This window comes from Aeromonas sp. Marseille-Q7275, from assembly GCF_965119515.1.
The window spans coordinates 126,392-144,889 of the sequence record NZ_CBCPLW010000009.1 but is presented as its reverse complement, the minus strand read 5'-3'; the positions used below and the strand labels follow the sequence as shown (position 1 = coordinate 144,889).

At 60.6% G+C, this 18,498-nt stretch carries 12 protein-coding genes and 2 pseudogenes; 10 read left to right on the top strand and 4 right to left on the bottom strand.

Annotation, left to right across the window (positions count from 1 at the left end; translation table 11 throughout):
• Positions 1-100: 100 nt before the first annotated feature.
• The 5 genes and pseudogenes from bioB to htpX all read left to right on the top strand — a co-directional run bounded on the left by bioB (position 101) and on the right by htpX (position 4,957).
• Positions 101-1,189 (top strand): biotin synthase BioB, encoded by a 1,089-nt coding sequence (gene bioB / locus ACWPWQ_RS10705; RefSeq protein WP_043131627.1) that lies wholly within the window; start codon positions 101-103, stop codon positions 1,187-1,189.
• On the top strand, positions 1,186-2,382 hold the full coding sequence (gene bioF, locus ACWPWQ_RS10700; RefSeq protein WP_454009751.1) for an 8-amino-7-oxononanoate synthase: 1,197 nt from the start codon (positions 1,186-1,188) through the stop codon (positions 2,380-2,382). Before bioB ends, bioF begins: the two co-directional genes overlap by 4 nt.
• On the top strand, positions 2,372-3,175 hold the full coding sequence (bioC, locus tag ACWPWQ_RS10695; protein ID WP_202046355.1) for a malonyl-ACP O-methyltransferase BioC: 804 nt from the start codon (positions 2,372-2,374) through the stop codon (positions 3,173-3,175). The genes bioF and bioC overlap by 11 nt, the downstream gene beginning before the upstream one ends.
• A 120-nt stretch (positions 3,176-3,295) precedes the next feature.
• Positions 3,296-3,970, top strand: a pseudogene (gene bioD / locus ACWPWQ_RS10690) (ATP-dependent dethiobiotin synthetase BioD).
• Between the two features lie 114 nt (positions 3,971-4,084).
• The gene (gene htpX / locus ACWPWQ_RS10685) at positions 4,085-4,957 is read left to right on the top strand and encodes a protease HtpX (RefSeq protein WP_171269207.1); all 873 of its coding nucleotides are present in this window, start codon (positions 4,085-4,087) and stop codon (positions 4,955-4,957) included.
• An 85-nt stretch (positions 4,958-5,042) separates the two neighbouring features.
• Here the strand turns inward: htpX and ACWPWQ_RS10680 are convergent, their stop codons facing one another.
• Positions 5,043-6,845 (bottom strand): MOSC N-terminal beta barrel domain-containing protein, encoded by a 1,803-nt coding sequence (locus ACWPWQ_RS10680; RefSeq protein WP_454009750.1) that lies wholly within the window; start codon positions 6,843-6,845, stop codon positions 5,043-5,045.
• Positions 6,846-7,196: 351 nt separating this feature from the next.
• Here ACWPWQ_RS10680 and ACWPWQ_RS10675 point away from each other — a divergent pair, with 351 nt between their 5' ends.
• The 5 genes and pseudogenes from ACWPWQ_RS10675 to ACWPWQ_RS10655 form a co-directional block, all read left to right on the top strand.
• Positions 7,197-8,843, top strand: coding sequence for an NAD(P)-binding protein (locus ACWPWQ_RS10675; protein ID WP_454009749.1), 1,647 nt, complete (start codon positions 7,197-7,199; stop codon positions 8,841-8,843).
• Positions 8,840-12,415 carry a pyruvate:ferredoxin (flavodoxin) oxidoreductase gene (nifJ, locus tag ACWPWQ_RS10670; protein ID WP_454009748.1) on the top strand — a complete coding sequence of 1,192 codons (3,576 nt, stop codon included), beginning with the start codon at positions 8,840-8,842 and terminating at the stop codon, positions 12,413-12,415. Before ACWPWQ_RS10675 ends, nifJ begins: the two co-directional genes overlap by 4 nt.
• Before the next feature lie 243 nt (positions 12,416-12,658).
• Complete coding sequence (locus ACWPWQ_RS10665; protein ID WP_454009747.1) at positions 12,659-14,575, top strand: restriction endonuclease; 1,917 nt, start codon at positions 12,659-12,661, stop codon at positions 14,573-14,575.
• A 297-nt stretch (positions 14,576-14,872) separates the two neighbouring features.
• Positions 14,873-15,726 (top strand): IS5 family transposase gene (locus ACWPWQ_RS10660; protein WP_454008829.1). Its coding sequence is split into 2 segments (ribosomal slippage): positions 14,873-15,215 and positions 15,215-15,726, totalling 855 coding nucleotides; the frame shifts between segments, so codons are not numbered across the junction.
• Positions 15,720-15,815, top strand: a pseudogene (locus ACWPWQ_RS10655) (SDR family NAD(P)-dependent oxidoreductase); the annotation flags it as partial. The gene ACWPWQ_RS10660 and the pseudogene ACWPWQ_RS10655, both read left to right, overlap by 7 nt.
• Before the next feature lie 120 nt (positions 15,816-15,935).
• Here ACWPWQ_RS10655 and ACWPWQ_RS10650 read toward each other — a convergent pair.
• The 3 genes from ACWPWQ_RS10650 to ACWPWQ_RS10640 form a co-directional block, all read right to left on the bottom strand.
• Complete coding sequence (locus ACWPWQ_RS10650) at positions 15,936-16,151, bottom strand: YdcH family protein (protein WP_005313020.1); 216 nt, start codon at positions 16,149-16,151, stop codon at positions 15,936-15,938.
• A 286-nt stretch (positions 16,152-16,437) separates the two neighbouring features.
• The gene (locus tag ACWPWQ_RS10645; RefSeq protein WP_454009746.1) at positions 16,438-17,028 is read right to left on the bottom strand and encodes a hypothetical protein; all 591 of its coding nucleotides are present in this window, start codon (positions 17,026-17,028) and stop codon (positions 16,438-16,440) included.
• 11 nt (positions 17,029-17,039) lie between these two features.
• Complete coding sequence (locus ACWPWQ_RS10640) at positions 17,040-18,386, bottom strand: MATE family efflux transporter (protein WP_454009745.1); 1,347 nt, start codon at positions 18,384-18,386, stop codon at positions 17,040-17,042.
• Positions 18,387-18,498: the final 112 nt, after the last annotated feature.

Here is an 18,498-nt window from a genome sequence, read left to right as displayed (position 1 = left end):
CCAGTCCTCACCGCGAGTAGGTCGGCCGGTGGCGGCTTTTGCGGTCCTTCATCCCAGGATGGCGGCGCAGGATCCCACTTATAACAACTGGAAGCCATGTATGAATGCTCTCACCCTGGGCGGCCACGCCCTTCGTCACGACTGGACCCTCGCCGAGGTCCAGGCCCTGTTTGCCCTGCCATTCAACGATCTGCTGTTCCAGGCCCAGACGGTACACCGCGCCCATTTCGACCCGAACGAGGTGCAGGTGAGCACCTTGCTCTCCATCAAGACCGGCGCCTGCCCGGAGGATTGCAAATACTGTCCCCAGAGCGCCCGCTACCACACCGGGCTCGAGACCGAGCGGCTGATGGAGGTGGAAAAGGTGCTGGAGCGGGCCCGCGAGGCCAAGGCCAACGGCTCGTCGCGCTTCTGCATGGGGGCCGCCTGGCGCAACCCCAAAGAGAGGGACATGCCCTATATCCTGCGCATGGTCGAGGAGGTGCGCGGGCTGGGGATGGAGACCTGCATGACGCTAGGGATGCTGACTGCGGATCAGGCGGCGCGCCTGGGTGCTGCCGGGCTTGATTACTACAACCACAACCTCGACACCTCGCCGGAGTTCTACGGCGACATCATCACCACCCGCACCTATCAGGACCGCCTGGATACCCTGGAGCACGTGCGCGGCGCCGGCATGAAGGTCTGCTCCGGCGGCATCGTCGGCATGGGGGAGCAGGCAAAGGATCGGGCGGGCCTCCTGATGGCGCTGGCCAACCTGCCCCGCCACCCGGAGAGCGTGCCCATCAACATGCTGGTCAAGGTGAAGGGGACACCCATGGAAAACCAGGAGAATCTGGACCCGTTCGAGTTTATCCGCACCATAGCCGTGGCGCGCATCATGATGCCTGCCTCCCACGTGCGTCTCTCCGCCGGGCGGGAGAAGATGAATGAGCAGATGCAGGCCATGTGCTTTATGGCGGGTGCCAACTCCATCTTCTATGGCTGCAAGCTGTTGACCACCCCGAATCCGGATGAGAACAGCGACATGCAGCTGTTCAAGCGCCTCGGCATCCGCCCCGCCCAGCGGGCCCAGAAGCCGGATCAGGTTCAGGAAGAGGAGCTGCTGGCCGAGGTGAGCCGCCAGAGCGAGCCGAGCGAGCTCTTCTACGATGCCACCCGTTCCCGCGCAGGTGCCGTCCGTCCATGATTTCCCCTGTTGTCACCGGCCCCTTTGCGCTGGGGGAGGCCCTGGCCGAACGTGAGCAGGCCGCCCTGCTGCGCCGACGCACCCCTGTGGATGTGGCGAGCGGCGGGCGGCTCAGGGTGGCGGGGCGCGACTACCTCAACCTCTCTGCCAACGACTACCTGGGGCTCGCCGATCATCCCGCCATCAAGGCCGCCTTCAAGGAGGGGATCGACCGCTATGGCGCGGGCGCCGGCGCCTCGCCTCTGGTGACCGGCTACAGCCGCGCCCACCAAGAGCTTGAGGAGACCTTGGCAGAGTGGCTCGGGGTGGAGGCTGTGCTGCTGTTCAACTGCGGTTTCTCCGCCAATCAGGCGGTGCTCAAGGCCCTGCTCGGCAAGGAGCACCTGCTGTGGCAGGACAGGCTCAACCACGCCTCCCTGCAAGAGATGGGCAGCCAGCTGCCCTGCAGGATGAAGCGCTTCGGCCACAACGACATGGTCGCGCTCGCGCGTCAGCTTGAGCCAAAACGGGGCCTGATCGTCTCGGAGGGGGTGTTCAGCATGGACGGGGATCAGGCGCCCTGGGCTGAACTCGCGACATTGGCAGCCCAGAGCGGCAACTGGCTGATGATCGACGATGCCCACGGCCTCGGGGTGCTGGGCCCTGAGGGGCGCGGCACCCTGGCGGCGCAAGGGGTGGACCCGGCCAGCGTGCACATCCAGATGGGCACCTTTGGCAAGGCGCTCGGGGTGGCCGGGGCCTTCGTGGGGGGCAGCCGCGAGCTGGTGGAGTACCTGGTCAACTTTGCCCGCCACTATGTCTACAGCACCCATATGCCCGCCGCGCAGGCTTGCGCGGTGAGCAAGAGTATCGAGCTGGTGCGCGCCGCCGACGAGGCCCGCGCGCACCTCGCTCGCCTTATAGCCCTCTTTCGGCAAGGGGCACAGGCGCTCGGCTGGACGCTGGGTGCAAGCGAGACCCCGATCCAGCCCCTGCTGGTGGGGGAGAGCAGTGCCGCCCTGCAACTGGCCGAGCGGCTGCGGGAGCGCGGTGTCTGGGTGAGCGCCATTCGCCCGCCCACTGTGCCGGTCGGCACGGCGCGCCTTCGCATCACCCTGAGTGCCGCCCACCGCGAGCAGGATGTGGATAGCCTGCTCGAGGCCCTGGGTCCCTGCCCATCCAGTGATCAGAGAGGAGGCGCCCATGCTGCATGAGCGTTTCCAGCAGGTCGACAAGGCCCAGCTCGCCCGTCGCTTCGGCGCCGCCGCCCGTCACTACGACGCCCACGCCCGCTTCCAGCAGGAGGTGGGGCAGGCGCTGCTGGTACGCATGGGCGAAGGGAGTATGAACGAGATGCGCCCGGGGGCCGGGCTGGATCTGGGCTGCGGCACCGGCTTCTTCCTGCCCGCGCTGGCGGGTCGTTGTCAGCAGTTGCACGGGCTGGATCTCGCCCCCGGCATGCTGGCGCAGGCCGCCCTGCGTGGCAGCGGCGCCCGGCTGGTGTGCGGCGATGCGGAGGCGCTGCCCTTCGCGGATCAGAGCCTGGACTGGGTCTTCTCCAGCCTGGCCCTGCAGTGGTGCGAGCGCCCGGCCCAGGCGTTTGCCGAGATCCACCGGGTGCTCAAGCCCGGTGGTCAGATCTTCTTCTCGACCCTGCTGGCCGGGTCGCTTTGGCAGTTGCGCGAGGCCTGGGGCGCCGTCGACGGGCATGCCCACGTCAACCGCTTCCTCGCCCTGCCCCAGTTGCAGCAGGCCATTGGCGCCGCGGGTTTTCAGGCGCCTGAGCTGACCTCTGTCACCTGGTCCCTCGCCTATCTGGAGCTCAACGACTTGCTGCGGGATCTCAAGGGCATAGGGGCCAGCCAGGTCAATGATGACAGGGCTGCGGGGCTGGGCAACCGCCAGCGCCTGAGGCGTCTCGGGGAAGCCTATGAGCGCCACCGCCAGCCCGACGGCCTGCTGGCCGCCAGCTATGAGGTCTGTCTCGGGCGCCTTGTCCGCCGCTGACCGGCTGCGGGAACACCCGTTTTTGCCTTGGGCCGGGCGAGGTGAGCCGCCCGGCACAAGCCCATCATTGATACCCAGGTGGTGCCAGAGCGCCACCTTGAACTGCGCTGAGGAATCATCATGGTCAGATCCTATTTCATCACGGGCACCGACACCGACGTGGGCAAGACCCTGGTCGCCCGTACCCTGCTGCAGGCGTTCGCCGCCCGGGGCATCCCCTGCGCCGGCTACAAGCCGATCTCCGCCGGTTGTGCCCGCACCCCGGAGGGGCTTCGCAACCTCGATGCCCAGCAGCTGCAAGCGGCCGCCAGCCTCCCGCTGCCCATCGACTCGGTCAACCCCTACGCCTTCGAACCCCCCATAGCCCCACATAGCCGCCCGGGAGGTGGGGGCGAGCACCCCTGGCGGGCCTGTCTGCCGGGTTGCGGGAGATTGAGCGGGCCGGGGCCGAACGGGTGATAGTCGAGGGGGCGGGGGCCGGTTTTTGCCGCTCGATCACCAGCAGCTGCTTCCGACTGGGTCGCCCTTGAGCGCCTGCCGGTGATCCTGGTGGTGGGGGCCAAGCTGGGTTGCCTCAATCATGCCCTGCTCACCTGCGCCGCCATCCGCCATCAGGGGCTGACCCTGGCAGGCTGGGTGGTCAATCGGGTGGATCCGCACATGAGTCGCTACCAGGAGAACCTGGCCACCTTGAAAGCCATGTTGCCGGCCCCATTTCTGGGGGAGATCCCCTTCGTTGACCAGCCGCTCGAGGCGGATCTGCGCGATTGTCTCGACATCTCGTCCCTGCTCTGAGGCCCAACATTCAGCAAACATTCATCGAGTCTGTCTATGATCGGGGGCAGGTGTGGTATCGGGTCGATTGTGAATTGGCCCGAACCATGCATCTATATCTCACAAGGAGTCAATATGAAGCGAATTATGCTATTCCTGGTGACCAACCTGGCCGTCATGCTGGTGCTGGGGGTGGTACTCAATATCCTGTTCTCGGTTCTGGGGATCAACAAGTCCAGCATTTCCGGTCTGTTGGTGTTCTGTGCCGTGTTCGGTTTTGGGGGTTCCTTTATCTCCTTGCTGATGTCCAAGTGGATGGCCAAGCGCAGCTATGGCGTCCAGGTCATCGAGCAGCCCCGCAACGAGACAGAGCACTGGCTGGTGAGCACAGTCGCCCGTCAGGCCCGTGAGGCTGGCATCAAGATGCCGGAAGTGGGGATCTACGACTCCCCCGAGATGAACGCCTTCGCCACCGGCGCCCGCCGCGACGACTCCCTCGTTGCCGTGTCCTCCGGCCTGCTCTACAGCATGAGCCGTGACGAGGCGGAAGCCGTGCTGGCCCACGAGGTGAGCCACGTGGCCAACGGCGACATGGTGACCCTGACCCTGATCCAGGGGGTGGTGAACACCTTCGTGATGTTCTTCGCCCGCATAGTGGCCGGCGTCATCAGCAACTTCTTCAGCTCCAACAACGACGAGGAGAGCAGCAGCTCCGGTGGGTTTGCCTACATGATCACCGTGTTCGTGCTGGAGATGCTGTTCGGCGTGCTGGCTTCCATGATCGTCATGTGGTTCAGCCGTCAGCGCGAGTTCCGCGCCGACGCCGGTGCCGCCAAGCTGGCCGGTCGCGACAAGATGATAGCCGCGCTGCAGCGCCTCTCCCGTGGCGCCGAGCCGCAGATGGAAGGCACCATGATGGCCTTCGGCATCAACGGCAAGCGCTCCATGAGCGAGCTGTTCATGAGCCACCCGCCCATCGAGCAGCGCATCGCCGCCCTGCGTGGCTGATTGCCAGACACGATAAGAAAACGGCTGCCTCAGGGCAGCCGTTTTGCTTTGCGATGATGGCGCCGACCCGTGCGGCGCCATCCTCCTATTTGATCACCAGATCGGAGAGGGGCACGGCGCAGCAGGTGAGGATCTTGCCCGCGGCTCGCTCGGCGGCTGTGATGGCCGGGGCGTCCGGGTGATCCACCTCCCCTTCGAGCAGGGTCTGCTTGCAACTGCCGCAGATGCCGGCGCGGCAGCTCCAGGGCAGCTCCACCCCCTGCTTGTGGGCCTGATCCAGCACAGTGCCCTGATTGTTGCCAGCGAAGGTCTGCTCGCCGATGCGCAGTTGCACTGCCTTGTGGGGACGGGCCACCGAGAGGATGGCCCCGCCAAAGCTCTCCTGGCGGATGCGCTCGGCGGCGACCCCCTGCTCCTGCAGCAGCCTGGCCGCCTCGCTCATAAAGCCGTGGGGGCCGCACAGGAAGATCTCCCGTGCCAGTAGATCCCTGACCTGCTCGAGGTGCCCCTTGCCAAGGCGACCGCTCATGCCCTGCCAGTGGCCATCGGGCTGGCTCAGGATCAGGGTCAGTTGCATGCCTGCCTGACTCATGGCGTGCAGCTCGGCGGCGGCCGGAATGTCGGCCTCGCTGCGGCACAGGTGCATAAAGTGAACATCTTCCAGCTCCCCGCGCAGCGCCAGGGTGCGGGCAATGGACAGCATGGGGGTGACGCCTGAGCCCGCCGAGAGCAGCAGCAGCTTGCGCTCTGTGCCTAAGTGAAACTCGCCGGCTGGGGGGGCGGCCAGCAGGTGATCGCCCACGCGCAGCTCATGGTGAAGCCAGGGGGAGATGCGGCCATCGGCCAGCTTCTTGACGCTGATGCTGTAACGCTCGGGCCTCTCCGGGGTGGAGCTCAGGGTGTAGCGGCGCTGTTGCCGTTCCCCCTTGATGTCGAGGCTGATGGGCAGGTGCTGGCCCGGCAGGTAGTCGGGCAGGGGCTCGCCGTCGGCGGCCTCGAACCAGAAGGTCTCCAGATCCCGGGCCAGGGGCTCGCGGGCGACGCAGACCAGCTCCCGCTTCTTCGGCGCCGCATTGGGGTAGACGGGGGGACGGGCGGTTTCCAGCACCTGGATCTCGCTCCCGGCCTCAATCCAGCCCTCGTTCAGCGCCACCAGATTCTGGCCAAAATAGACCTCCCCATCCTCGCCACGGCGGTAGCGGGTGAGGGTGGCGAGCGGCTCTTTCAGCGCGTTGAAGCGATCCGTGCCCGCCTCCACCGTGGTCATGATGCAGCGGCTGCACGGCTTGGCCACCAGAAACTCCACCTCGCCGATGCGGATCCGCTTCCAGCCATCCTCCTCGAACGGGCGGGTGCCGCTCGCCACCAGATTGGTGCGAAACTGGCTCATCTGGTGCAGGGCATCGGATCTCAGGTTGAGGTCATCCAGCGAACTCTGGCTGATCAGCAGCAGGGGATAACCGTCGGCAAAGCTGACCCGGGTGCCGGTCTTCTCCCGAAAGCGGTCAGAGGTTTCGCCGAGCCAGAGCAGGCGAACCGGCTCCCCCGCCACCCGGCTCAGCCACTCATCGGCCTGGGACTGGGTGTGCAGGGCATGGAAGCTGTCGCCCCAGACGCCTGTGGCCTGGGGGGCGCGGCTGAAGTCTGCTTCCTGCAGCCTGAGCTGCGCCATTCCCGGATAACGCAGTTGCAGGCCGCCCTCCACCGGGGTGGCCGTCACCAGTTGCAGCTGGGGATGGGTGCGGGCTGTGATGAAGGTGCCGTCCGGCTTGACCACCATGTAGCGGCGATCCCCCAGCAGCCCCTCCTCGGTCACCCGGGCACGGGTCAGCGGCATGCCCGCCGTCGATTTGATGGGGTAGAGATGTATGCTGGCGAGGCTGGGCATGTCAGGGTCCTTGTGCTGTGGCGATTCCAGTGAAGAGGGCAAGATAACGATTCCTGCCCCGTGCGGCAATCCTCTCTTGCCCCCCATCATGGGGGGCAGGCGAGGAGGCGCCTGATCGGTGCAGGCCAACGGCGCCATGTGATCGGGGTCGTATCCCGGGGGAAACGCCTCATAAAGCGCAACATTTATTGATCCTGATCCACCATGTCGTACAAAAAACGGCCCATCATCGAGCCAGCTTCCAGTTTCTGACGCTTTCGCTTCTTCCCTCTCCGGCCACCGTCTGCCCAGGCAACGCGGTATCAAGCGCCATCGGAGCGGGCCTGTTACCCAACAAGAAGAAAGCAATGTATGAGCAAACAACTGGATATGACCCCACAGCCGGATCTCTCCCAGAAGACGGGAACAGGCCCGGTCCGCACCCGGCTGCCCGTCTGGCAACCGGCCCTGCCACCTTGCAACCATGCCTGCCCGGCCGGCGAGAACATCCAGGCCTGGCTTGCCCTGGCCGAAGCGGGCCGCTTCGAGGCGGCCTGGCAGCGACTCATCGAAGAAAACCCCCTGCCCGCCGTCCATGGCCGGGTCTGTTATCACCCCTGCGAAAGCGCCTGCAACCGGGCCCAGGTGGACGAGGCCGTCTCCATCCATGCCATCGAGCGTTTCCTCGGCGATGAGGCGCTGGCCAAAGGCTGGCAGCCTGCGCCACCTGCCCCTGCCAGCGGCAAGAAGGTGCTGGTGATCGGCGCCGGGCCCTCCGGTCTTTCTTGCGCCTGGCACCTCAACCGGCTTGGACATCGGGTGGAGATCCGCGAGGCGGGGCCACTGGCGGGCGGCATGCTGCGCTTCGGCATTCCCGCTTACCGCTTGCCCCGCGACGTGCTGGACAGGGAGGTGGCCCGCATCCTGGCGGCCGGGGTGACGCTGACCCTCAACCACAAGGTGGAAGACGTGCTCAAGGCGCGTGATGAGGGGGGCTTTGACGCCGTCTTTATGGCCATCGGCGCCCATCTGGCCAAGCGGGTCGATATTCCGGCCCGGGAGGCGGGCAAGATCCTCGATGCGGTGAGCTTCCTCGAGCAGGCGAGCCTCGCCGAAGAGCAGGGTCTGCCGCCCCCCAAACTGGGACGACGGGTGGCTATCTATGGCGGCGGCAACACCGCCATGGACGCGGCCCGCACCGCCCGTCGCCTCGGGGTGGAAGAGGCGATGATCATCTACCGTCGCGACCGGGATCATATGCCTGCCCACGCCTTCGAGGCCCTTGAGGCCGAGGAGGAGGGGATCAAGATCAACTGGCTGCGCAGCATTCGCCAGCTCGACAACACCCGCATCGAAGTGGAGGTGATGGCGCTGGATGAGCAGGGCAAGCCGGTGCCCACCGGCCAGTTTGAAACCCTCGAAGCGGACTCCCTCATTCTGGCGCTCGGTCAGGAGGTCGACCTCTCGGTGCTGGAGAGTATTCCCGGCGTGCGGGTCAACAAGGAAGGGGTGGTACAGGTTGGCGAGAACCTGATGACGGATGTGCCGGGTCTGTTTGCCGGTGGTGACATGGTGCCCTCCGAGCGCACCGTCACCATCGCCACCGGCCATGGCAAGAAGGCGGCGCGCCATATGGATGCCTGGCTGCGCGGTCGCCACTACCACAAACCGCTCTCCTACCCGCTGGTGGGGCCACAGCAGTTGCAGCTCTGGTTCCAGACCCAGGCTCCGGCCAGCAGTCAGCCGATCAAACCGGCGTGGGCGCGAGACGACTTTGGCGAGATCATAGGTGGGCTGGATGAGGTGGCCGCCCGCTACGAGGCGGCGCGTTGCTACTCCTGCGGCAACTGCTTCGAGTGCGACGGCTGCTACGGCAGCTGCCCCGAGCAGGCCATCGCCAAGCTGGGGCCGGGCAAAGGCTATCAGGTGGATGCCGAGCGCTGCACCGGCTGCGGTGCCTGTCATGACCAGTGCCCTTGTCACGCCATCCTGCTGCGCCAACCTGAGGAGTCCCAATGAAACATGAACTGATCATGGTCGATGGCAACGAAGCCGCGGCCCGGGTGGCGTACCAGCTGAGCGAAGTGTGTGCCATCTACCCCATCACCCCGAGCTCGACCATGGCCGAACTGGCCGATGCCTGGGCGGCGGAGGGGCAGCGCAACCTGTGGGGCAACATCCCCACCGTGGTGGAGATGCAGAGTGAAGGGGGAGCGGCCGGTACGGTACACGGCGCACTGCAGGCGGGGGCGCTGGCCACCACCTTCACCGCCAGCCAGGGGCTGATGCTGATGCTGCCCAACATGTACAAGATTGCCGGGGAGCTGACCTCGGCTGTGTTCCATGTGGCGGCCCGCTCGCTGGCCGCCCAGGGGCTGTCGATTTTTGGCGATCATCAGGACGTGATGGCGGCGCGCAGCACCGGCTTTGCCATGCTCGCCTCCGGCTCGGTGCAGGAGGCGCAAGATCTGGCGCTGGTTGCCCACAGCGTCACCCTGCAGTGCCGGGTGCCCTTTATCCACTTCTTCGACGGCTTTCGTACCTCCCACGAGGTGAACAAGATCACTGCGCTGCACAAAGATGAAATTCGGGCCCTTATCGACAACGACTGGGTGCGTGCCCACCGTGCGCGGGCGCTGAACCCGGATCATCCCGTGATGCGCGGCACTGCCCAGAACCCGGACACCTACTTCCAGTCCCGCGAGAGCGTCAACCCCTTCTATGAGGCGGTGCCGGCGCGGGTGCAACAGTGCATGGAGAGCCTCGGCAAGCTGACCGGCCGCCACTACCACCTGGTGGAGTACCACGGCGCAACCGATGCCACCGACATCATCGTGCTGATGGGCTCGGGGGCGGCCACCGCCCGCACCACGGTCGATTGGCTCAACCGGCAAGATCGCAAGACAGGGGTCTTGGTTGTGCGCCTCTATCGCCCCTTCCCGGTGCAGGCGCTGCTCGATGCGCTGCCGCAGAGCGTACGGCGCATCGCCGTGCTGGATCGCACCAAGGAGCCGGGGGCGGGGGGCGAGCCGCTGCTGCTGGATGTGCAGAGTGCGCTGATCGACGGCTTGCAGCGCGGCCTTATCAAGCGGCTGCCCTGGCTCAGTGGCGGTCGCTACGGCCTCTCCTCCAAAGAGTTCACCCCCGCGATGTGCGCGGCGGTGTTCGAGGAGCTCTCCTCCGATGCGCCGCGCCCCCGCTTTACCGTGGGGATTGTTGATGATGTGTCGGGCCTCAGTCTGGCTTGGCACCCCATCGGTGATCTGGAGCCTGTCAGCCGGGTACGGGCGCTCTTCTTCGGCCTCGGCGCCGACGGCACCGTGGGCGCCAACAAGAACAGCATCAAGATCATCGGCGAGCTGGAGGGCTTCCATGCCCAGGGCTACTTCGTCTACGACTCCAAGAAGTCGGGCTCGCGCACCGTCTCCCACCTGCGCTTTGGCCCCGAGCCCATCGACGCCCCCTGGCTTATCGAACAGGCGAGCTTTATCGGCTGCCACCAGTGGGGCTTTGTCGAATCTGTGGATCTGCTGGAACACACCGCCGAAGGGGCGACCCTGCTGCTTAACGCTCCCTACGAGGCGGACAAGGTGTGGGGCCAGCTGCCCGAGCGGCTGCGGGCACGTATTCGCGCCCTCAATATCCAGCTCTACTGCATCGATGGGGATCGGGTGGCCGAGCAAAACGGCATGGGCAATCGCATCAACACCATCATGCAGACCTGCTTCTTCGCGCTGGCCGGGGTGTTGCCGCGGGACGAGGCGATTGCGCTGATCAAGGAGAGCATCGAGAAGAGCTATGCCCGCAAGGGGCCCGAGATGGTGGCGCGCAACTTCGCGGCGGTGGACGATACCCTGGCTCACTTAAGCAAGGTGGCGATCCCGGCCGGTGAGGAGCAGATCAGCGACTATCCGCTGCCACTGGCACCGGGTGGCAGCGAGTTTGTCCAACGGGTCACAGGAGAGATGCTGGCAGGGCGCGGCGATCTGATCCCCGTCTCCATGCTGCCGGTGGACGGCACTTACCCCACCGCCACCAGCCGCTTCGAGAAGCGGGATATCGCCCGCGAGATCCCGATTTGGCATTCGGATATCTGCATCCAGTGCGGCAACTGCGTCTTTGTCTGCCCCCATGCTGCGCTGCGGGCCAAGTTCTACCACCATGACTGGCTGGCGACCGCCCCCGAGGCGGCCCAGTCGGTGCCCGTTACCGCCAAGGGGTTCCCCGACAGCCGCTATACCTTGCAGCTCTATCCGGAGGATTGCACCGGCTGCGGCCAGTGCGTGCAGGCCTGTCCGGTGCGGGCCGGGGCTGATGAGGAACACGAGGGCGAGCGCGCCATCACCATGATGGACAAGGCGCCCCATCTTGCTGGCCAGAAGCAGGCGCTGCGCTGGTTCGAGAGCCTGCCCTGGCCTGCCCGCGAGCGGGTGGATTTCTCCACGGTGCGCGGCACCCAGTTCCTCGAACCCCTGTTCGAGTTCTCCGGTGCCTGCGCCGGCTGTGGCGAGACCCCCTATCTCAAGTTGCTGACCCAGCTGTTTGGCGATCGCATGCTGGTGGCCAACGCCACCGGTTGCTCCTCCATCTATGGCGGCAACCTGCCGACCACCCCGTGGGCCAAGAACGCGGAAGGGAAGGGGCCTGCCTGGTCCAACTCCCTGTTCGAGGACAACGCCGAGTTCGGCTTTGGTTTTCGTCTCACCGCCGATCAGCATCACGGTCAGGCGGTGGCGGCCCTCTCGGCGATGAAGGGGGAGCTGGGGGAAGCGCTGGTTGATACCCTGATCACTGCCCCGCAGCGGCTGGAGTCGGAGATCCGCGCCCAGCGCACCCGGGTGGCGCAAGTGCGCGAGCGGCTGGAAGAGGTGAAATCCGGCAAGGCCCGCGAACTGCTGTCGCTTATCGATCAGCTGGTGCGCCGTTCGGTCTGGATCATTGGCGGCGATGGCTGGGCCTATGACATCGGCTCGGCGGGGCTCGATCATGTGCTCGCCTCCGGTCGCGATGTGAACGTGCTGGTGATGGATACCGAGGTCTACTCCAACACCGGCGGCCAGATGTCGAAATCGACCCCGCTCGGCGCCGTCGCCAAATTTGCGGCGGGGGGCAAGACGCTGGCCAAGAAGGATGTGGCGTTGCAGGCCATCTCCTACGGCAACGTCTATGTTGCCCGCATCGCCTTTGGTGCCAACCCGCAGCAGGCGCTGCAGGCCTTGCGTGAAGCCGAAGCCTATCCGGGTCCGTCGCTGATCATCGCCTATAGCCACTGTATCGCTCACGGCATCGATATGGAGTTTGGCCTGACTCAGCAAAAACGCGCCGTGGCCTCCGGTCACTGGCCGCTGATGCGCTACAACCCGGTACTGCGCAGTGCGGGGCAGAATCCCTTCAGTCTCGACAGCCTGCGCCCCTCCATCCCCCTCGCTGAATACCGGCAGGAGGAGACCCGTTATCGGGTATTGGCCCAGAGCCATCCGGAGGAGGCCGAACGGCTGATGCAGGTGGCGCAAAAAGTGGCGTGGCAGAAGTGGGCCACCTACGAAGAGATGGCTACCCGCGAGGCCAGCCATTTCCATCCGCCGGTGTGAGGATAGGTGAGTGAAATATAACCAAGCGGGCCATTGGCCCGCTTATATGTATAGTGAGTGCAGAGTGTTGAAAATCGAAGTTTTCATTTTGCATCTGTCTTTACAGTTAAAGTTTTAATGAAATGCCCTCATGAAAGAAATATTTTTATTACTTATACATTAGATGAAAATAGTATAAGGTGTTAATGTGGAGTTTTTCCTTCATAAAACTTTGAGGTTTTGTTATTAGGAGGTTTTACTTATATGGGGTACAAAGGCTATGAAAACATCAGGGAATTAATAACGAAAAATATAGATTCCAGAATATTAATTGATCTTGTTTCTGACTTGTTGTTTTCAAAGGGGTTTTCCAAAATACACAAAACAGACGGGCCTGGAGATGGGGGGAGAGATCTCTATGCTGAGCTCGATGGTGAGAGAACATTAGTTCAATGTAAATATCATGAAGATGGTGAAAAGACATGCAGTTCTAGGGAGTTATCTGAGCTACCAATGGCTTTGATTAAATTTAACTATTCAAAAGGTTTATTTATAACCAATGCAAAAATTTCTCCCCAAGCCAAAAGAGAGTACCTTGATAATTATCCAAATCTCCAGTTGTCATTCATAGATGGTGATGAGCTTGGATTGTTAGTTTTAGAAAGTCCATTACTTAGGTCTATATGGTTTGATGGCGAGTCTATCTGTAAAAGAGAGCCTTCTGTTCGAATTCCATTTCTTGTTAGAGAGCACGTAGATGATCTACCTTATGTAATTAAAGAGCATGCTGGCGAAGATAATTTGGTGGTTTTAGAGGAGAAATTCAAAGATGTTTTTCCAAATCTTAAGATAAGAATATTAGCAAGCAGAATGGATACGGACCGCTTTGAGCCTTACAAAGCACCGTTACCATTAACCATTGAAGAGGGTGGGGGATATATATTTTTATTTTCTCAACTGGTTGTGGAAGGGCTCGACTCATTAGCATCAATTGAATCGTTCAAGAATAAAGTTGTTTATTTGCTGTTGGATTGGATGAAAGAAAAACTATGCGGTTTTAGCCTTCGATTTGGAAAATCATATATTGCGGCTAGAAACAATGATGAGGAAGGCACAGAGATCGATCTGGATTTATGTCCAAGTACTTATATCGTTACCGAAAGTTACATTGGTAGAGAATTAGACTTCATTAGCGTGGATGGTCAAGCTGATTGGACTGGTGTTAATGATGCTCGCGTTACAGAGGCTGGCTATATCAGGTTATATAATCAAGAATTGAATGTATGTTTAGACTATAAAATAAAAACTAGAGTTGGTTGGAAAGCGCAGTTAGAAAAGCTTGCTTCAAAAGAGCGACTTAAAGCTGGATGGGAAAAATCGATTTTTTGCTTGATTGAGAAATTTGAATCTTGGCCTTTTGAACATATACCAGAACCAGATGAACATATTGATTGGGTTGACGGAAAGCATATTGTTTGTGGTTGGCTACATTTTTCATTACTGGGCTATCCATCTCAAACGCGAGGAAGAAGTAAGGATGGTTTCGCATCTGTGTTAAGGTTGCCTGATGAAATAGAATTTGAGCATGGCCAACAAAATATCAAGTCGGCACTATTACGTTTATCTGGAGTGGAAATTTTAGATCCAAATAAAGCAAGGCATATGATCGCTATTACTGGGAATGATATGTTTGATATTCCAGAGGAATATTTTTATATCTGTGGTGAAGTAATTAGCTACCCGGAAGTTATTCCTAGTCCGATATTGCCTAACTCACGATTATTTCATCTTGAGCTTGTTTTGGCCAACAAAAATCCAAACTCATTCTTAAATTTGAATTTTTTGGAGATGGTAGACTCTCTAAAATATGTATATGGTGTTGAGAATTACACATCAACTCATTTTTGTCATCTATGTATACATTTAAATATAGAGTCAATTGCACATGAATACTCCAGTGGAATTGTTGAAAAAATCTCTATGATGGCAATGGAAATTATCAGCATCATTACTGCAGCATCTCCTTCAGATTCCTTTGTAGCAACAAAAGAATACTGGAAAGCTAACTACAATGTTTCATTAGGCTCTAGTTGGGAAAATTCTAGAAAAATTTACACATTTAGAAATAGTGGTGGTGAACCAATGGATTATAAAGATGTTATGAAAATTCTAACATCATGAGGTAAATATTAAATTGTTACTTAATTGCGACTTAGAACGAATGGTGTTTTTTTAAAAAAAACAAAAAAATACATTGTAATCATTCGTTTCTAAAAAAATAATGTCACTATATCGGTGGCATTTATCTATCTGCAGGTTAAGGCTTCCTTTTCCGACCAAGGCAGGTAAGCTGCGGGGCAAATAGCGTCAAGCAGGAGAAGGGATGATGACAGAACAACATATAACCGGGGCTAGGCTGTGTTCTTAAAGTGATGAAGATATAATCTCACATCTTCTCAACAGCTTAAGACCTATGTAGTGTCCCGTCGCTATCAGTTAACCGATGCACAATGGGGGCTTATCGAGCCCCTGTTTCCACATCACCGCATAAGCGGACGCCCTACTCGTGAGCCACGCCAAGTGCTTGATGGCATTCTCTGGATACTTCACACCGGTGCACCTTGGCGAGATCTGCCAGAACGTTTCGGCCCATGGAACTCGGTCTACAACTCCTTTCGACGTTGGCAAAGCACAGGCCGCATCGATGCCATCCTTGCGGCACTGCAACTGCATCTCAATGAAGAAGGGCTTATCGACTTCGACCTGTGGTGCATTGACGGCTCCAATGTCAGGGCATCCAAAGATGCTGCCGGAGCGCGTAAAAAAACACTCCGGTGAATCAAGCTCTTGGTCGCTCTCGTGGTGGTTTTGGCAGCAAAATTCACTTGGTCACTGATGGTAATGGTTTACCGCTGGGGTTCTGCCTTTCGCCGGGGCAATCAGCGGAAATCAGATATGCGACAAGTGCGTTGGCCATGGCAAGGATCCCGACTTCATCAGGCCGTTATCGCACGCGGCCAACGCATCTTGCCGCAGATAAGGCCTATAGCAGCAGGGCTCTGCGGGCAGAACTCCGGCGCAGAAAGATAAAAGCGGTTATCCCGCAACGCAGCGACCAGCAACGGCACCATAAGGGACGTCCACTGGTGTTAGACAAAGCTCGTTATCGTAGGAGAAATGTGGTCGAACGGTGCTTCGGATGGCTGAAGAAGTTTCGCCGATTCTCAACGAGGTATGAAAAGCTGGCGGGAAGTTTTGCAGCCTTTATCAAGCTGGCTTTCTGCCTTCGTTACTTACGGGAACTATTGGTGGAGAGAAAACCAGCATTTTGAGAACACAGCCTAGCGGCATTCTGGGGGCGGGCTGGCTCGGGCTGCCACTGGCGCGTGCCCTGCTGGCGGTAGGTAAGCCGGTAGCGGTCCGCAATACCAAGAGGCGCCCTGACATGGTCTGCCCCGCACCGTCGTGAGCGGGCAATAAAAAGCCCGGCTTTAAGCCGGGCTGGGGGATAAGTTGCTTATCCGGGTATTCGTCGAGGCGTCTAGTGTGGATGTTGTTTGAGGATGTCGTATATCTCCTCTTTCAGTTTAAGTTTCTGTTTTTTCAGATCCTTCACCTCGGAGCTGTAATCGCTGGCGTGATGTTTTTCCAGCTTCCTGATCTCCGCATCCAGGTCGTTGTGCAAGTCAAACTTCTTTTGGAAATGGACATCACTGCTCTTCAGTTTCGAGATGAGATCTCTGTACTCCGGGAACATGTAATGAAGCCTCCTTGGTGTCGTTTGATTGTGCCTTGACCTTCAAACTACCCCTTACCCCGGGAGATAAATGTGATCCCGATCCAATTTGGGGCAATGGGTTTGCTGCATCTGGCGGATGATTTTTAACTGATTGAATCACAAGCAGATAAGTGATTTATGAGGAGGGCAGAGAGGTGGGAATCGGGATCCTGTTCACAGTTGTGACTCTTTGATGACAGCCAAGGGCCGCCGGGCGGGCAGCAAGAAGGGGCGCAAGGCCCCTTCTTGGTAACAGGTGTGGCGTTTACTCTTTTTTCTTTTTCTTCTCGGGCAGGGGCTGACCGCCTCGGGCAATCACCTTGCCCACCTCGAAGCCTATCTGGGCCGCCAGCTCTTCCAGATCCGGGGCCTTGGCCTCGTTGCCGATGGCGTACTGGTAGTTGGCTATGGTGATCTTCTCGGCCACCGGGGTGCCCGGCACTATGGGCTCACGCCAGCCCTGGCCCACATGGGCCACCAGGGTGCCGTTCATGATGAGCTCGCCGACTATCTCCTGGGTGGGGATGCCCTTGCCGTAGGTCAGGCCTTGGGCATGCTTCTTGCCGACCAGGGGGTCGGTGCTTGCGGGCACCAGCTTGGTGCGGATCAGCCACTTGGGATCCTTGTGCTTGCCCACCGCCTTGCCGGTCTGGTACTCGTTGATCTTGATGGTCTTGATCATCTGGGCCATGAAGTCCTTGGTCAGGGCCTTCTGCGCCTCGCTGGTCTGGTCGATGACGATGGGGGCCACGTACCAGGTCTGGGGGGCTTGCGCCTTGGGGGCCGCCGGAGCGGTTTGTGCCATGGCGAGCGGGCTGAGCAGGATGGCCGCCAACAAGAGTCCGATTTTCTTCATTGTGATTCCGCTTATGTTTCGACAAGAATTTTGTTTTGCCAGCGACGACTGCGCCAGCGCCAGAACATGGCCAGACCGCGAACCCACTCGTCGCAGGCCAGCGCCAACCAGATGCCTACCAGGCCATAGCCCTGCATGATACCAAGGAAATAGGCGAGGGGAACGGCAATGCCCCACATGGAGACGAGCGCCATGTAGAGCGGGAAACGGGCATCCCCGGTGGCGCGCAGGGCGTTGATCACCACCAGGTTGAAGGTGCGGCCGGGTTCGAGGATGAGGCTGATGAGGAACAGCTGCGCCACCTGGGTGATGATGTCGGCGTCGTCGGTGAACAGGCTGATGATGGCGCGTCCGTTCAGGGCCGCGGCGAGGGCAATCAGGCTGGTGACGATGAGGCCGAGCTTGAGGCTCTTGATGAGCTGGCGATAGGCCTGCTCGAAGCGACGGGCCCCCGCCAGGTGGCCGATGATGATCTCGTTGCCAAGGCCGATGGAGAGGCCAAACAGCAGGATGAACAGGCAGATCTGGAAGAAGTAGGACTGGGTCGCCAGCGCCTTGTCGCCGAGCAGGCCGACGAAGGCGGTCACCACCATGAACTGCAGCATCCAGGAGAGGTTCTCCCCCGCCGCCGGCAGACCGATGTGCAGCACCTTGTCCAGCATGGCGCGGCTTGGCCGGAGGATCTCCGGCAGTCGCAGCCGTATGCCGGTCTTGCGCGCCACCAGCCACACCAGCAGCACCACGCCGACGATGCGCCCGGCAACAGTGCTGATGGCGACCCCGGCGACCCCGAGCTGGGGCAGGCCGAACCAGCCGTAGAGCAGCAGCAGGTTGCCGACGAAGGTGATGAGGTTGACGATGAGGGTCACGTACATGGCCTGACGGGTGTGGCCATGGGCGCGCAGGGTGGCGGCCAGGCAGAGCGCCGCCGCCTCCGGCAGCAGGCAGAGCCCGATGATCTGCAGGTAAAGGGTGGCATCCCCCATCAGGTGGGCGGGCAGGTTCATCAGCGCCAGCATGGTGCTGGCACCGGCCATGACCCCGACCGCGGCCACCATCCCCACCAGCAGGTTGAAGCCGATGGCGGTGTGGATGACCACGCGGGCCTTCTCCCTATCCCCCGCTCCCAGGTACTGGGTGATCACCACGCTGGTGCCTATGCTGACGAAGCTGAACAGGGTGATGGCGAGGTCGAACACCTGGTTGCCCACCGCCAGCGCCGCCACCCCCTGGTAGGAGACGTGGCCCACCATGAAGGTGTTGAGGGCCCCGGTCAGGAAGTGCAGGGCGAGATCGATGAACAGTGGCCAGGTCAGGGCGAAGAGGGAGCCCGGGCCCGTGTGGGATTGAGTCTGCATGGGATGTCCAAATACTGGGGATGGCCCTCGTCAGCGCCATCTGGACGGGCATTTAACACCAAGCGGGTGCGGGGTGCAATCCTGCCCTGAGCAAAGAGGGGGACGGGCCGGC

Bases quoted from the DNA above. Each gene is read 5' to 3' on its own strand.
- bioB (WP_043131627.1), top strand. From the start codon at position 101: ATGAATGCTCTCACCCTGGGCGGCCACGCCCTTCGTCACGACTGGACC.
- bioF (WP_454009751.1), top strand. From the start codon at position 1,186: ATGATTTCCCCTGTTGTCACCGGCCCCTTTGCGCTGGGGGAGGCCCTG.
- bioC (WP_202046355.1), top strand. From the start codon at position 2,372: ATGCTGCATGAGCGTTTCCAGCAGGTCGACAAGGCCCAGCTCGCCCGT.
- htpX (WP_171269207.1), top strand. From the start codon at position 4,085: ATGAAGCGAATTATGCTATTCCTGGTGACCAACCTGGCCGTCATGCTG.
- ACWPWQ_RS10680 (WP_454009750.1), bottom strand. From the start codon at position 6,845: ATGCCCAGCCTCGCCAGCATACATCTCTACCCCATCAAATCGACGGCG.
- ACWPWQ_RS10675 (WP_454009749.1), top strand. From the start codon at position 7,197: ATGAGCAAACAACTGGATATGACCCCACAGCCGGATCTCTCCCAGAAG.
- nifJ (WP_454009748.1), top strand. From the start codon at position 8,840: ATGAAACATGAACTGATCATGGTCGATGGCAACGAAGCCGCGGCCCGG.
- ACWPWQ_RS10665 (WP_454009747.1), top strand. From the start codon at position 12,659: ATGGGGTACAAAGGCTATGAAAACATCAGGGAATTAATAACGAAAAAT.
- ACWPWQ_RS10650 (WP_005313020.1), bottom strand. From the start codon at position 16,151: ATGTTCCCGGAGTACAGAGATCTCATCTCGAAACTGAAGAGCAGTGAT.
- ACWPWQ_RS10645 (WP_454009746.1), bottom strand. From the start codon at position 17,028: ATGAAGAAAATCGGACTCTTGTTGGCGGCCATCCTGCTCAGCCCGCTC.
- ACWPWQ_RS10640 (WP_454009745.1), bottom strand. From the start codon at position 18,386: ATGCAGACTCAATCCCACACGGGCCCGGGCTCCCTCTTCGCCCTGACC.